A 14,331-nucleotide genomic window follows, 5' to 3' on the forward strand; every position below is an offset into this window, starting at 1 on the left:
CCGCGGGCCTTCCCGCGTACGCCGATGGGCCCGCCCCCTGGCATTCGCCGCCAGGGGGCGGGCCCATCGGCGTGACGGAGCGCCCGGGGGATCAGCGCACCGGCGCGCCCGACGGCTGCGGGGCGATGCCCAGCGCCGTCGTGTACTTCGACAGGGCCAGCTTGCCGATCGTGGGGTAGGCGCCGAGCGGCTGGGCCACGGCGCAGCCCGCGTCCCCGGCCGCCGCGTCGAGCAGGCTCGCGTCGACCTCGGGGCCGATCAGGTACGGGGCGAGGGCGAGCTGCGCCGAGCCCGCGCCGCGCAGCTGCTGGGCGGTCGCCGCGACGGAGCCCGGGACGTCCAGGGCCGCCGCCATCACCGGCACCGCGAGGCGGGCCGCGAGCAGCATGCCGGTGATCCCGGCCGCCTGCACGGCCTCGTCGCCGCCGACCGCGGCGAGGATGATGCCGTCCGCGGCGGTGGCCACCGTGAACAGGCGGGCGCGGTCGGCACGGGCGAGACCGGCCTCGGAGAGGCGCACGTGCAGGGCCTCGGCGAGCAGCGGGTGCGGGCCGAGCACATCGGTCAGCTCGGCGGCGGCGCGGCTGTCCACCACGGCCTGCTGGACGCGGCGCATCAGCGCGCCGTCGGGGCCCGCGAGCAGCGGTACGACGACGGCGTCGGGGCCCTCGGGCTCCTTGGCCTCGACGCCCGCGGCCAGCGCCTGCTCGTAGCGGGCGACACGCAGGGCGGCGGTGTGCGCGAGCACGGCCCGGAGCGTGGGGAACTCGGCGGAGTCGGTGTCCTCCCCGTCGACGTAGCCGATGCGCACGTCCAGGCCGGGCAGCTCGGAACGCGCGATGCTCGCGACCTCCTCGGAGAGGCCGCGCGCGGTGGTGCTGGGGACGCCCGGGACGGCGAGGACGAGCGCGGGCGCGCCCTCGGGAGCCGCGACGGGCTCCGGGCGTCGGTGCCGGCCCGGCTGGCGGGGGCGCGGCATTCGTACAGGCAGGCCGGATGCGGGCCCAGTGGGGGAGCTCATGGCGCCGCATGCTACTGGCTTGTGGGGCCTCCCCGTTCGGGGAGGGTGCAGGTCAGAGGCATTAGTCCGCTTTGTCGTACCGCTGTGGCGGACGGCGCGGACGTCACCCTTCCGGTTGACCCGCGCCGAGCGCACGGCACCTGCTCACTGTGACGCCCGCGGTGTCATGCGCCCGCCGTCACGTACGTGCTGTCACGTATCAGCCGTCACGCATGAGCGCGCGTACGCGCCGGTGCGTACGCGCCGGTATGCACGCGTCGTCACGTACGCATCGACAGGTACGCGCCGTCACGTATGCGCTGTCACGTACGAGTCCTCACGTACGAGTCCTCACGTACGAGTCCTCACGTACGAGTCCTCACGTACGAGTCCTCACGTGCGAGTCGTCACGTGCAACAGATGAGGATCGTGCGGCAGCTTGAGGGTGCCACGGGCGAGGTCGGCGGCGATGCGGACGGCGCCGTCGAGCGGGTCGCCCGCGGCGGGGACGCGGCGGGCGTGCGGAAGACGTGCCGTCAGTTCCGCTTCCAGGGGGGTCAGGAGGACGTCACCGAGCTTCAGCAGACCTCCCGTGAGAGCGACTTCGCACTCCCCGGAGGCCGGACACGCGGCGGCCGCCGCGTCGGCGATGTGCCCGGCCGCGGCCCGCAGGACGCCGGCGGCCACCGGGTCGCCGTCCGCCGCGCACCGGCCCACGTCGGGGGCGAACGAGGCGAGCACCGCGGGCCGGTCGGGCCGCGGATACAGCAGCCCCGGCAGACCCGACAGGGGCGTGCCGAACCTGGCCTCGGCGCGCGCCCGCAGCGCGGCCGAGCCTCCGCGCCGCCCGTCGAAGGACCGCAGGGCCGCTTCGAGTCCCGCCCGCCCGATCCACGCCCCGCCGCCGCAGTCGCCCAGCAGATGGCCCCAGCCGTCGGCGCGCCGCCACGCGGTCAGGTCGGTGCCCGTCGCGATCAGGCCTGTGCCCGCGGCGACGACCGCGCCGGGCCGCTGGCCGAGCGCGCCCGCGTAGGCGGTGACGGCGTCCGCGGCGAGCGCCACCCGGCGCACCCCGAACAGGTCCGCCAGCGCGGACGGCAGCCGGTCGCGCAGCTCGTCGCCGAGCGAGGCCATCCCGGCCGCGCCCACCGCGACGGCCGTCATGCGCGTCCCTTCGCCCGCGTCGACCAGCAACTTCCGTGCCATCGGCTCCAGTTGCTCCAGCAGATGCGCGGCGTCGATCCCGCGCGGCCCCGTCCGTACCGGCTCGTCGGAGCTTCTCGGCGCCGGGCCGCGCGACCCGCCCGCCACGGCGAGCGCCACGCGCAGGCCGGAGCCGCCCGAGTCCACGCCGAGGACGGCCGTCGCCCCCGTGGTCTCGCCCGGGGCGGAGGTCACGGCAGCCGCCAGTCCACCGGCTGCGCGCCCTGCCGCACCAGCAGGTCGTTGGCCCGGCTGAAGGGGCGCGAGCCGAAGAATCCGCGGTCCGCCGACATCGGCGACGGGTGCGAGGACTCCACCGAGGGCAGCTCGCCGAGCAGCGGCCGCAGATTGCGCGCGTCCCGGCCCCACAGGATCGACACCAGCGGACGGCCGCGCGCGGCGAGGGCCCGGATGGCCTGTTCGGTGACCTCTTCCCAGCCCTTGCCGCGGTGCGCGCCCGGCTTGCGCGGGGCCGTCGTCAGGGCCCTGTTGAGCAGCAGCACACCCTGCTGGGTCCACGGTGACAGGTCGCCGTTGGAGGGCTGGGGCAGGCCCAGGTCGGTGTGCAGCTCCCGGTAGATGTTGATCAGGCTGCCGGGCAGCGGTCTGACCTCGGGCGCCACGGAGAACGACAGGCCCACCGCGTGCCCGGGGGTGGGGTAGGGGTCCTGGCCGACGATCAACACGCGTACGTCGTCGAAGGGTTGCTGAAACGCCCGCAGGACGTTGCCCCCCGCCGGGAGATACGTCCGCCCCGCCGCCACTTCGGCGCGCAGGAAGTCCCCCATAGCCGCGACTCGGTCCGCCACCGGCTCCAGGGCCTTCGCCCAGCCGGCCTCAACAAGTTCACTCAACGGTCGTGGTGCCACGCCGAGTCACTCTAGTGGCCCCGCGCCCACCACGCGTACACGGGACAACCCTCCTGGGGTTGCGCACATGCCGGTGGAGCCCGCCCACGACCAGGTGTTCGGTCGGTGCCACCGGGGCCGGGGTGCCGAGGCCCTCGGTCACGAACCGCGCGAAGGCGTGGACGAGCCCCTCTCAAGCGACCACGGCGGCGCGCACGCACAGCACGTCCGGCAGGTGCGTGACCAGCTGCTGCCAGGTGTCGCCGTCGTCCGCCGACGCGTACACCTCGCCGTTGCGATTGCCGAAGTACAGGCCCGCCGGGTCCGCGCCGTCGGTGCACATGGCGTCCCGCAGGACCGTGCCGTAGTGGTCGCCCTGAGGCAGGCCCGCGCTCAGCGGCTCCCAGCTCTTGCCCGCGTCCTGGGTGCGGTAGACGCGACAGCGGTGGTCCGCCGGGACGCGGTCCGCGTCCGCGGTGATCGGGAAGACGTACACCGTGTCGGCGCGGTGCGGGTGCGCGACCGCGGCGAACCCGAAGTCCGAGGGCAGGCCCTCGCCGATGTCGGTCCAGTGGGCGCCCGCGTCGTCGCTGCGGAAGACGCCCCAGTGGTTCTGGAGATAGAGCCGGTCCGGGTCGGCCGCGTCCCTCGTGACCTTGTGCACGCACTGGCCGAACTCCGGGTTCGGCTCGGGCAGGAACACCGCGGAGACGCCCGCGTTCGACGGGGCCCAGGTCGCGCCGCCGTCCTGGGTGCGGAAGACGCCCGCCGCCGACACCGCGACCGTCACCGCGTCCTTGTCGCGGGCGTCCGTCAGGATCGTGTGCAGGCCCTCGCCGCCGCCTCCTGGCTGCCACTGCGAGCGCGTCGGATGCTCCCACAGCGGGCGGACCAGGGAGAAGCTCTCGCCGCGGTCCTCCGAGCGGTACAGCGCGGCGGGCTCCGTGCCCGCGTACACCACGTCCGGCTCGGCGGCGGCGGGGTGCAGCTGCCACACCCGCTCCAGGGACGCGCCGGTGTCCTGGGGAAACTTCACCGCGGGCCGTGACGGCTCGGTCCAGGTGCGCCCCAGGTCGTCGGAGTGGAAGACGGACGGGCCCCAGTGCGAGCTGTCGCCGCCGACCAGGAGGCGGGGCGTGGGGGCGCGGGTGTCGATGGCGATCGAATAGATCGCCTGGGCGTTGAAGTACGGGGCGTCGTCGAACCGCCACGTGCCGGCGGAGCGCCGGGCGATGAAGAGGCCTTTGCGGGTGCCGATGGTGAGCAGGACGTCAGCCATGCCTCGCACCTTTCCGGACGTCGTTGTCTCAGGTACGGCTCAGTCTGCACCCGGGCACTGACAATCTCCCCCGGACGGCGTGTCCGCCCTGGTCGCAGCGGGTCTGTCCGGCTCGGGCCGCGCTGCGGGCCGGGCCTCAGACGCCGGGCCGCCCGCGGGTCCCCGCAGCCGCCCCGCCACCTCCGCGATCGCCTCCGGGCCCACCCGGCAGCAGCCGCCGATGAGCCGCGCCCCCGCCTCGCGCCACGCCGACACCTGGGCGGCGGTGAAGCGGGAAGGGCCCTGCCAGGAGCGCGTCACGGCGTCCCAGGTCTCGCCGGAGTTGGGGTAGACCACCACCGGCTTGCCGGTGACACGCGCGGCCAGGGACACGGCGGCGTCCGCGTCACGCGGGTCGCAGCAGTTGACGCCCACGGCCAGGACCTCGTCGGCGTCCGCGGCCAGGGCGAAGGCCTCGGCCAGGGGCTGGCCCGCGCGCGTGCGGGTGCCGCGGACGCTGTAGGAGAGCCAGGCGGGCACGCCGAGGCCACGGACCGCGCGGAGCAGCGCGCGGGCCTCGTCGGTGTCCGGGACCGTCTCCAGGGCGAGGACGTCGGGCGCGGCGTCGCAGAGCACTTCCAGGCGGGGCCGGTGGAAGCGTTCGAGGGCGGCCACACTCAGGCCGTAGCCGCCGCGGTACTCCGAGCCGTCGGCGAGCATCGCCCCGTACGGCCCCGCCGACGCGGCGACCCACAGCGGGCGGCGCGCACCCGTGAGGGCCGCGGCCTCGCGGGCCAGCGTGACGCTCAGGCGGAGCAGCTCGGCGGTGCTGACGGCGTCGATCCCGTGCCGGGCGAAGCCCTCGAAGGTGGCCTGGTAACTCGCCGTGATCACGACGTCCGCGCCCGCCTCGTAGTACGCGCGGTGCGCCGCCCGCACCGCGTCCGGGCGCTCGGCGAGCAGCCGCGCCGACCACAGGTCGTCCGACAGGTCGTGCCCGGCGGCGGCCAGCTGGTTGGACAGGCCTCCGTCGAGCACCAGCGGGCCGCGCGCGAGGGCCGCCGCCAGGCCCGCCGCACCGCCGTCCCCCGCGCCCGCCCCCGTACTCAGTGCCTCGTTCATACCGCCGACGCTAGCCGAGGCGCGGTAAGAGGGAAGTGACAGGCGACCTGATGGTCCGCTCCGTTCGGCGTGGTGACCGGTGGCTCCGTGGTCGCGCAGACGTCCTGGGCGAGGGGGCAGCGGGTGCGGAAGCGGCAGCCGGACGGGGGCTTCGCCGCCGACGGGGTCTCGCCGGCCAGCAGGGAGCGGGCGGCGGTGGCGGCCAGGGGGTCGGGCACGGTCACGGTGTCGAGCAGGCCGCGGGTGTAGGGGTGCAGCGGATGCGCGTACACGCGCTCCGCGGGGCCCGACTCCACCAGCTTGCCCAGGTACATGACGCCGACGGTGTCGGCGAGGTGCCGGATCACCGCCAGGTCGTGGGAGATGAACAGGTATGTCAGGCCGCGCTCGCGCTGGAGGTCCCGCATCAGGTTGAGGATCTGCGCCTGCACGGAGACGTCGAGGGCCGAGACCGGTTCGTCGGCGACGACCAGGTCGGGGGACAGCGTCAGCGCCCGGGCCAGGCCGAGGCGCTGGCGCTGGCCGCCGGAGAACTCGTGCGGGTAGCGGCGCACGGCGCCGCGCGGCAGGCCGACCGCGTCGAGCAGCTCGCCCACCAGCTCCTCCTGGTCGGCGCGGCGGCCGACGCGCTGGATGACGAGCGGCTCGCGCAGGATCTCGCCGACGCGCGTGCGCGGGTCCATCGCGGCCGTCGAATCCTGGAACATCAGCTGGACGCGGCGCCGGTGCGCGCGCCGCTCGGCGCGGGACAGGGCGGCGAGGTCCCGGCCGTCGAAGCGGACCGTGCCCGCCGTCGGCTCCTCCAGGCCCGCGACGATCCGGCCGAGCGTCGTCTTGCCGCACCCGGACTCGCCGACCATGCCGTAGGTCTCGCCCTTGCGGAGGGTCAGCGAGACGCCGCCGACCGCGCTGACCGTGCCCCTGCGCCGGGCGAAGGGGCCGCCGGGGAGCGGGAACTCCTTGGTGAGCGCGTCGAGTTCGAGGAGGACGCCGCCCGGCTCCGCGGCCGCGGCCAGGGGCGGCACGACCAGCTCCGCCTCCGCCGCCTCCTCGTCGTGCGGTACGGGATGGAAGCAGGCGAACCGGTGCTCCGGGCCCTGGACCTCGTCGTCGGCCGGCTCCGGCTCGTGCTCGTGGCACGCGTCCGTCGCGAAGCCGCAGCGCGGTGCGAACCGGCAGCCCGTGGGGCGGGTCGTCAGGCTCGGTGGCAGGCCGGGGATGGTGTGCAGTTCCGTGCCGCTGCCGGCGGCCCGCTCGGGCAGGGCCGCGAACAGCGCCTCGGTGTAGCGGTGGCGGGGGCGGGCGAACAGGCCCCGCACGTCGGACTGTTCGACGACCTTGCCCGCGTACATCACCGCCACCCGGTCCACGCGGCTCGCGATGACGCCCAGGTCGTGGGTGACGAGGATCATCGCCATGCCGAGCGTCCTGCGCAGGTCGTCCACCAGCTCCAGGATCTGGGCCTGCGTCGTCACGTCGAGCGCCGTCGTCGGCTCGTCGGCGATCAGCAGCGCGGGCTCGCAGACGAGGGCCATGGCGATCGCCACGCGCTGGCGCATGCCGCCGGAGAGCTGGTGCGGATAGGCCTTCATGCGCTCACCGGGCTGGGGCATGCCGACGAGGCGCAGCATCTCCTCGGCGCGCGCCCACGCCTCGTTGCGGCCGATGCCGGGGCGGTGCAGGAGCAGCGGCTCCGCGACCTGCGCGCCGATCGTCATGGTGGGGTTGAGGGAGGTCAGCGGGTCCTGGAAGACCATCCCGATGCTGTCCCCGCGTACGTTCTGGAGCACCGGCGCGGGCGCGGCGGCCAGGTCGTCGCCCCCGAACAGGACGCGGCCGCCGGTGACGCGGCCCCCGGGCGGCAGCAGTCCGAGGACGCTCAGCGCGGTCATGGTCTTCCCGCAGCCCGACTCGCCGACGATGCCCAGGGATTCCCCGGGCGCCAGGTCGAGCGAGACGCCGTCGAGGGCGTGCACGGTGCGGTCGCGCGCGTCGATGTCCACGCGCAGGTCCTCGATGCGCAGCAGCGGCTCGGCCGCGGCCCCGGACGCGGAGGGGGCGGGGGGCTGATCGTGAGGCGTGTCGTGAACCATGTCGTGGAGTCCCTACTTCCGCAGCCGTACTTCGAAGGCGTCCCGCAGCCCGTCGCCGATGAAATTGAAGGCGGCGACGACCAGCACGATCGCGATGCCCGGCGGGAAGATCAGCCACCAGTAGCCGTTCTGCGTGTACGTGATCCCCGCGGACAGCATCGAGCCCCAGTCGGCCGACGGCGGCGGGATGCTCAGGCCGAGGAACGCCAGATAGCTGACGTAGAGGATGGCGTCGGCGATCTGGAACGTGCAGTTGACGATGACGGTGCCGATCGCGTTCGGCACGATGTGCTTGAAGACCGCCCGCGCGCCACCGCCGCCCATCATCCGCATGGCCTGGACGTACTCCCGGTCGCGCAGCGACAGCGCCTCGCCGCGCACCAGACGGGCCGGGGACAGCCAGGCGACCGCGGCGATGATGAGGACGAGCACGCCCTTGCTCGGCGTGATGATCGCGGCGACCACGACGAGCAGGAACATCGCGGGGATGGCGAGCGCCGCGTCGGTGATCCGCATCATTGCGGCGTCCACCCAGCCGCCGAAGTAGCCGGAGACCGCGCCGTACACGGTCCCGAAGAGCGTCGCGAGGAGCCCGGCCGCGAGGCCGATCTCCAGCGAGGTCTGCCCGGCGACCATCAGGCGGCCCACCATGTCGTAGCCGAGGTCGGTGGTGCCGAGCAGGTGTCCGTCGGTGCCGGGGGAGAGGTTGGCCCGTGACAGGTCGGTGTGGATCTGCTCGGTGTCGTACAGGAGCGGGCCGAGGTAGCTGAAGGCGAGGAGCAGGGCCAGCAGGACCACGCCCGTCAGGGCGAGTTTGTTGCCGGTGAAGACGCGCAGGGTGCGGCGGGCCAGCGAGGGTGTCGCGAGGGCGGCCTCCTCATGGCCCGGAGCGGCCCCGGGGGCCGGGACGGGGGCGGTCGTGGTGGTCATGCCACGCTCCGAATCCGGGGGTCGAGGACGGCGTACAGGATGTCGGTGAGCAGGGAGCCGACGACGGTCGCGATGCCGACGACCAGCGTCACGCCGAGCAGCACGGGGAAGTCCGAGCCTTGCGCGGCGTTCCAGAACAGCAGCCCCATACCGGGGTAGTTGAACATCGACTCGACGACGAGGGCGCCGCTGAACAGCGTCGGCAGATACAGGCCGAGGAGGGTGGCCAGCGGGATCAGCGCGTTGCGCAGGACGTGCCGGACGAGCACGCGGCGGCTCGACTGGCCCTTGGCCATGGCCGTGCGGACGTAGTCCTCGGAGAGGTTGTCGAGGACCGCCGAGCGCATGTAGCGGCTGAACATCGCCACGATGCCGAACGCCATCGTCACCACCGGGAGCACGAGCCCGGTGAAGTCGCCGAGCAGGTCGCCGATCGTCTCGCCCTGCGGCGCCTCCGCCGGGAGGACCGGCAGGACCTGCGCGAACACGATGATCATCACGAGGCCGAGGAAGAACACGGGCGTGGCGTACAGCAGGAACGCCAGGCCGGTGAGCGCGTAGTCGGACGCCTTGCCGCGCCGCACCGCCTGGAGCAGGCCCAGCGGGATCGCGATGACGACGGCGAGCGCGGTCGAGAGGACCGTCAGGAGCAGCGTCTTCGGCAGCCGCTGCTTGAGCAGGTCGAGGACGGGCGAGTTCAGCTTGTAGGAGTCGCCCAGGTCGCCGGTGAGCAGGCGCTTGAGGTACATGCCGTACTGCGTGGGCAGCGAACGGTCGTAGCCCTGCTGGTGGTTGAAGTCCTGGATCTGCTGGGGCGTGCCCTTGGGGCCGAGGATGGCGCGGGCGGGGCCGCCGGGCAGCTGGTGGAGGAGCACGAACACGATGACCGACACCAGGAAGAGCACGACGAGCGCCTGGAGGAAGCGCTTGAGCAGAAAGCCGGTCACTGGTCGGCCTCCTTCTTCTTGACGTAGTACCAGTCCTGCGGCGCGAACGTGACCGTCGGGTTCTGCTCGACGCCCCGCAGGTCGTTGCGGATCACCGACACCTGGTAGGCCGGGTTGGGCATCCACATCACCGGGAGCTGCTCGGCGAGGTACTCGCCGTAGGCGTGCACGGCCTTCATGTCCGGCGCGTACTGCACGGCGCGGATGATCCGGTCGGCCCTCTTGTCGCTGTAGTTGCCGAAGTTGGCGGACGCGCCGGTGGAGAACAGCTGCTCGCCGCTGGGATTGAGCGGGTAGTACCAGCTGCCCGCCGTGCCGAAGAACGACATGTCCCAGTCGCAGCCCGGGTCCTTCGCCGTGCACGGCACGGAGTTGCCGAGGACGGAGTTGAGCGGCTGCTGGCGCACCGTCAGGTCGATGCCCGCCTTGGACAGGGACGACTTCAGCTCCTGCATCATGTTCGTGGTCTCCGTGGAGCCCGACTGGGACAGGAGCGTCAGCTTCAGGGGCGTGTCCTTCGCGATGCCCGCGCCGCACTCGTCGGGGCCGGTGCCCGGGCGCTCGCAGCGCGCGGTGCCGTCATCGGTGCGCCAGCCGTGGGCTTCCAGAAGCGCCTTGGCCTTGGCCACGGAGAACGGATACCGGTCGCGCTCCATGGCGGGCGAGAGGTACTGGCTCTTCGGCGTCACCGGCACCGGGCCGAGCGTCGGTGTGGCGCTGCCCTGCCAGATGACCTCGCTCATCGCCTTCTGGTCGACGAGGTGCTGCATGGCCTGGCGCACGTAGAGCCGGCGCAGCAGCGGGCCCGCGTGCGTGGAGTTGAAGTTGTAGACGATGTACGTGGCCGCCCAGCCCTCCCACGGGTCGACGCGATAGCCCTTGTCCTCGAACTTCCCCTTCTGCGCCATCACCGACGGCGGGATGTAGCCGTAGTCGACGCCCCCGGAGCGCAGCACGTTGTACTCGGAGTCGGCCGTGGTGAAGGGCTTGAAGACGACTTTGTCCAGGTGCGGGCGCTGGGACCGCGGGCCGGTGAACCTCTCGTTCGGCACGATGGTGACCTGGCCGTTGTCCCGCCAGTCGGCCAGCTTCCAGGGCCCGTTGACGGTCTTCCACAGCGGGTCGTCACCGTACGAGCCGAGGCTCTTCGCGTGCCGGGTCAGACGGGCGAAGACGGCCTTGGCGCCCTTCGTCGTGCGGTCGAAGTCGCCGGCCCGGCCGCCGTCGGTCGCGCTGCCCCAGGCGTGCTGGGGCAGTGCCCGTATCAGCGTGAGCTGGTTGGCGGTGAACCAGTCCGGGTTGTACGCGCGGCTCAGGCGCAGCCGCACGGTGTGGTCGTCGAGCGTCTCGAACCGCTTCACGTTGTCGGGCATCGTGCCGACCGAGTAGTTGCCCCAGGAGGCCTTGTTGGCCTTGACGAGGTTGAACCAGAACTCCAGGTCGCGGGCCGTGACCGGCGTGCCGTCGGACCACTTCACCCCCCTGCGCAGCGGCACGGTGACGGTCTTGTTGCCGTCGCTGTACGCCGGTTCGAGGCCCAGGGTGCTCGGCCCGTGCGTGGTCAGCTCGCGCTTGTGCCGGTCCTGCACGGCGTCGTACACCGGCATGAAGAGCAGGCTCTGGATGCCGTAGTTGTACGAGGCGCCGTAGCCGGGCGCGCCGATCGGGAAGATCCAGTTGGGGGTCGCGGCCGGGGGCAGGGCCATGGTCGCGGTGCCGCCCTCGACCGGGGTGCCGCCGGTCGGGCCCATGTCGACGCGGCCGCCTTCGCGGGTGCAGCCGGTGAGGGCCGCGAGCGCGAGGCCCGCGGCCACGGCCGCCTTCAGTGCACGCATGGTTGGGAGGCCTCCAGGAGCTGCCGGGACCGGATCCGCACGTTTGAGCGGTGGGAGGGCCGCACGCTAGGCCTGGGGAGAAAAGCAAGTCAAGAGCATCGTTCGGCAAAGACTGCGAAAAGCCGTTCAGGGGCGGCCATTTCTTCGAAGGGGTGGTCAACTTCCTTTCCTGAGACCTACTGTTCAGTCGGCATGCGAATCAATTCGTCGAACGTACGGGGGCGATATGGCAAGCGGCGCACACGGCGAGCCCGGGTCGGCGCAGCACATCGTGCATCTGGTCTCGTCGGGCGTGGCCACGTCGCGGGCCGACCTCGTCCGGCAGCTGGGCCTCGCGCCGTCCACGGTCTCGCTGCGCGTGCAGGAGCTGGTGGCCGCCGGGGTGCTCACGGAGTCCGGCGAGGGAGCCTCCCGGGGCGGGCGCCGGCCGCGGCTCCTGCGGGTGCGCACCCAGGGCGGCGTCGCGCTCGCCGCCGACCTCGGCAGCCACCACGCCCGGCTCGGCGCCGTCGACCTCGGCGGCAACGTCCTCGACCCCATGGACCTGCCGCACGACATCACGGAGGGGCCCGAGCCCGTCGTCGACTGGCTGTGCGACCGCGTGGCGGCGCTCGCCGCCCGTGAGAGCGCGGCGGGCCGCACCGTGCGGGCCCTCGGCGTCGCCTTCCCCGGACCCGTCGGCCCCGGCGAGGGCTGTGTGCTCAGCCCCTCGCGGATGCCCGGCTGGCACCGCTACCCGCTGCGCGACGTGCTCGCCGAACGCCTCGACCTGCCCGTGACCGTCGAGAACGACGCCACGATGATGGCCGTCGGCGAGCACCGCGCGGCCCGGCCCGAACTCGACCACCTCGTCGTGGTCAAGGCGGGCCGCGGCATCGGCAGCGGCGTCATCGCCGCGGGCCGCCCCCACGACGGGGCGGGCGGCGCGGCCGGGGACATCAGCCACGTCCGCATCGAGGCCGCGGGCGAACGCCCGTGCAGCTGCGGCAACATCGGCTGCCTGGAGACCGTCGCCAGCGGCGCCGCGCTGATCCGCGAACTCGCCGCGCAGGGCGTCGACGTGGCCTCCACGAGCGAACTCCTGAGGCTCGTCGCCGACGGCGACCCCCGGGCCACGACGCTGGTGCGCACCGCGGGCCGCCACATCGGCACGGTCCTGTCCGTCGTCGTGAACTTCTTCAACCCCCAGGCCGTGGCGCTCGGCGGTGTGCTCGCCACCGCCGAGCCCCTGGTCGCCGCCGTGCGCGGGGTCCTGTACGAGCGCTGCCTGCCGCTCGCCACGGCCGACCTGGAGATCACCACCACGGTCACGGGCCCCGACGCGGGCCTGCTCGGCGCGGGCCTCACCGCCCTGCGCAGGCACCTGCCGACCGCACCGCCCCAGGAGCCTCGCACCCCCGCGCGCGAACAGTCCGCACCACGCCGGCGCGAGCAGTCCGCCCCCCGCCAGGAAGAGAGCGCCTGACCATGACCAGCACCCAGCCCGTCACCGGCCGCCCCCTGCGCATCGCCATAGGCGGCATCGGCATCGAGTCCTCCACGTTCTGCCCGCACCGCTCCACCACCGACGACTTCCGGCAGACCCGCGGCCAGGAGCTGCTCGACCGCTACACCTGGACCCGCCAGGACAGCGACCTCACCTGCCTCGGCGGCCCCGTCGAGTGGGTCCCGCTCCTGCACGCCGTGTCCCTGCCGGGCGGCCCCGTGGAAGCCGCGTCGTACCTCGCCCTCAAGGACGAACTCGTCACCCGCGTCCGCGAGGCGGGCCCGCTCGACGGGCTCGTGTACGACATCCACGGCGCCATGAGCGTCGTCGGTCTCACCGACGCCGAGGCCGACCTGACCGAGGCGGTGCGCGCGGCCCTCGACTTCGTGGGCACCCCGTACGGCACTCCGTACAGCGGCGGCCGCCCCATGATCTCCGCCGCCATGGACCTGCACGGCAACGTCTCGCGGCGCTTCGCCGAGCCCGTCGACCTGCTCACCGCGCACCGCCTGGCCCCGCACGAGGACGCCTGGGAGACCCGCGAGCGCGCCGCCCGCAACCTCGTGCGCTGCCTGCGCGAGGGCAGGCGGCCGCACCGCGCCTGGGTGCAGGTGCCGGTGCTGCTCCCGGGTGAGAAGACCAGCACGCGCCTGGAACCCGCCAGGTCCCTGTACGCCTCGCTCGCCGGCATCGAGCAGCTGCCCGGCATCCTCGACGCGGCCCTGTGGGTGGGCTACGCCTGGGCCGACGAGCCGCGCTGCCGGGCCGCCGTCGTCGTCACCGGCGACGACGCGGGGCGGGCCGCGGCCGAGGCCGAGGCGCTCGCCCGCCGCTACTGGGAGGCGCGCCGCGACTTCGTCTTCGTCGGGCCGACCGGCAGCGCCGACGCGTGCGTCGAGAAGGCGGTGGCCTCCGACCGGCGGCCCTTCCTCATCAGCGACTCCGGCGACAACCCCACCGCGGGCGGCGCGGGCGACCTCACGTACATGCTGGACCGGCTCCTGGCCCACGACGCGATCCGCTCCGGCCGGGTCACCGCCGTGCACCCCGGCATCACCGACCCCGTCGCGGTCGCCCAGTGCTTCGCGGCGGGCGTCGGCGCCGAGGTGACGCTGTCCGTCGGCGGCAAGGTCGACACGGGCCACGGCGGCCCGTACGAACTCACCGGCACCGTCGAGGCGTTGCAGCGCGCCACCGACCGGAAGGACCGGGCCGAGGGCGGCGCCTACGACCGGGGCGTCGACATGGCGGCGGTCCGCGTCGGCGGGCTCACGCTGATCCTCGTCGCGCGCCGCAAGCCCTTCCACACCCTCGCCGACTTCCTCGGCCCCGCCGATGGCGGCCTCGGCATCGACCCGAGGACGTACGACCTGGTCGTCGTGAAGATCGGCTACCTGGAGCCGGAGCTGTACGACATGGCCGCCGACTGGCTCCTCGCGCTGACCCCCGGCGGCGTCGACCAGGACCTCCCGCGCCTCGGCCACCACCGCGTGGAGCGGCCCCTCTACCCCTTCGACGAGGACGCGTACGACGACGGCCCGGGCCCCGATCTGACGGCGACCACGCTGCCGCCACTCGCCCGCTGAGAAGCCCCCTGCGCCCCCTACGA

General features: G+C 73.6%; 11 protein-coding genes. 2 read left to right on the forward strand and 9 right to left on the reverse strand.

Annotation, left to right across the window (positions count from 1 at the left end; all coding sequences use genetic code 11):
* Positions 1–91: 91 nt before the first annotated feature.
* The 9 genes from AC07GB_RS25380 to AC07GB_RS25420 form a co-directional block, all read right to left on the reverse strand.
* The gene (locus AC07GB_RS25380; protein WP_478849173.1) at positions 92–1,021 is read right to left on the reverse strand and encodes a sirohydrochlorin chelatase; all 930 of its coding nucleotides are present in this window, start codon (positions 1,019–1,021) and stop codon (positions 92–94) included.
* A gap of 372 nt (positions 1,022–1,393) precedes the next feature.
* Positions 1,394–2,398 (reverse strand): N-acetylglucosamine kinase, encoded by a 1,005-nt coding sequence (locus tag AC07GB_RS25385; protein ID WP_478849175.1) that lies wholly within the window; start codon positions 2,396–2,398, stop codon positions 1,394–1,396.
* Positions 2,395–3,072, reverse strand: a complete 678-nt coding sequence (locus AC07GB_RS25390; RefSeq protein ID WP_478849177.1) for a uracil-DNA glycosylase — start codon at positions 3,070–3,072, stop codon at positions 2,395–2,397. Before AC07GB_RS25390 ends, AC07GB_RS25385 begins: the two co-directional genes overlap by 4 nt.
* A 172-nt stretch (positions 3,073–3,244) precedes the next feature.
* Complete coding sequence (locus AC07GB_RS25395) at positions 3,245–4,330, reverse strand: WD40/YVTN/BNR-like repeat-containing protein (RefSeq protein ID WP_478849179.1); 1,086 nt, start codon at positions 4,328–4,330, stop codon at positions 3,245–3,247.
* Between the two features lie 39 nt (positions 4,331–4,369).
* Entirely contained in the window at positions 4,370–5,431 is a 1,062-nt protein-coding gene (mmuM, locus tag AC07GB_RS25400; protein ID WP_478849181.1) for a homocysteine S-methyltransferase, read from the reverse strand.
* Complete coding sequence (locus AC07GB_RS25405; RefSeq protein ID WP_478849182.1) at positions 5,428–7,524, reverse strand: ABC transporter ATP-binding protein; 2,097 nt, start codon at positions 7,522–7,524, stop codon at positions 5,428–5,430. Before AC07GB_RS25405 ends, mmuM begins: the two co-directional genes overlap by 4 nt.
* A gap of 12 nt (positions 7,525–7,536) precedes the next feature.
* On the reverse strand, positions 7,537–8,454 hold the full coding sequence (locus tag AC07GB_RS25410) for an ABC transporter permease (RefSeq protein WP_478849184.1): 918 nt from the start codon (positions 8,452–8,454) through the stop codon (positions 7,537–7,539).
* Positions 8,451–9,401 carry an ABC transporter permease gene (locus AC07GB_RS25415; RefSeq protein WP_478849186.1) on the reverse strand — a complete coding sequence of 317 codons (951 nt, stop codon included), beginning with the start codon at positions 9,399–9,401 and terminating at the stop codon, positions 8,451–8,453. Before AC07GB_RS25415 ends, AC07GB_RS25410 begins: the two co-directional genes overlap by 4 nt.
* Positions 9,398–11,236, reverse strand: a complete 1,839-nt coding sequence (locus AC07GB_RS25420) for a peptide ABC transporter substrate-binding protein (protein WP_478849188.1) — start codon at positions 11,234–11,236, stop codon at positions 9,398–9,400. Before AC07GB_RS25420 ends, AC07GB_RS25415 begins: the two co-directional genes overlap by 4 nt.
* A gap of 226 nt (positions 11,237–11,462) precedes the next feature.
* Between AC07GB_RS25420 and AC07GB_RS25425 the strand changes: the two genes are divergently transcribed.
* Both AC07GB_RS25425 and AC07GB_RS25430 read left to right on the forward strand, forming a co-directional pair.
* On the forward strand, positions 11,463–12,701 hold the full coding sequence (locus AC07GB_RS25425; protein WP_478849190.1) for an ROK family protein: 1,239 nt from the start codon (positions 11,463–11,465) through the stop codon (positions 12,699–12,701).
* A gap of 2 nt (positions 12,702–12,703) precedes the next feature.
* Complete coding sequence (locus AC07GB_RS25430; RefSeq protein ID WP_478849192.1) at positions 12,704–14,308, forward strand: M81 family metallopeptidase; 1,605 nt, start codon at positions 12,704–12,706, stop codon at positions 14,306–14,308.
* Positions 14,309–14,331 lie beyond the last annotated feature (23 nt).

The organism is Streptomyces sp. NPDC045778 (assembly GCF_056431945.1).

Excerpts from the sequence above, each read along its gene's own strand:
- AC07GB_RS25380 (WP_478849173.1), bottom strand. The coding sequence starts at position 1,021 with ATGAGCTCCCCCACTGGGCCCGCATCCGGCCTGCCTGTACGAATGCCG.
- AC07GB_RS25405 (WP_478849182.1), bottom strand. The coding sequence starts at position 7,524 with ATGGTTCACGACACGCCTCACGATCAGCCCCCCGCCCCCTCCGCGTCC.
- AC07GB_RS25420 (WP_478849188.1), bottom strand. The coding sequence starts at position 11,236 with ATGCGTGCACTGAAGGCGGCCGTGGCCGCGGGCCTCGCGCTCGCGGCC.
- mmuM (WP_478849181.1), bottom strand. The coding sequence starts at position 5,431 with ATGAACGAGGCACTGAGTACGGGGGCGGGCGCGGGGGACGGCGGTGCG.
- AC07GB_RS25410 (WP_478849184.1), bottom strand. The coding sequence starts at position 8,454 with ATGACCACCACGACCGCCCCCGTCCCGGCCCCCGGGGCCGCTCCGGGC.
- AC07GB_RS25425 (WP_478849190.1), top strand. The coding sequence starts at position 11,463 with ATGGCAAGCGGCGCACACGGCGAGCCCGGGTCGGCGCAGCACATCGTG.
- AC07GB_RS25430 (WP_478849192.1), top strand. The coding sequence starts at position 12,704 with ATGACCAGCACCCAGCCCGTCACCGGCCGCCCCCTGCGCATCGCCATA.
- AC07GB_RS25395 (WP_478849179.1), bottom strand. The coding sequence starts at position 4,330 with ATGGCTGACGTCCTGCTCACCATCGGCACCCGCAAAGGCCTCTTCATC.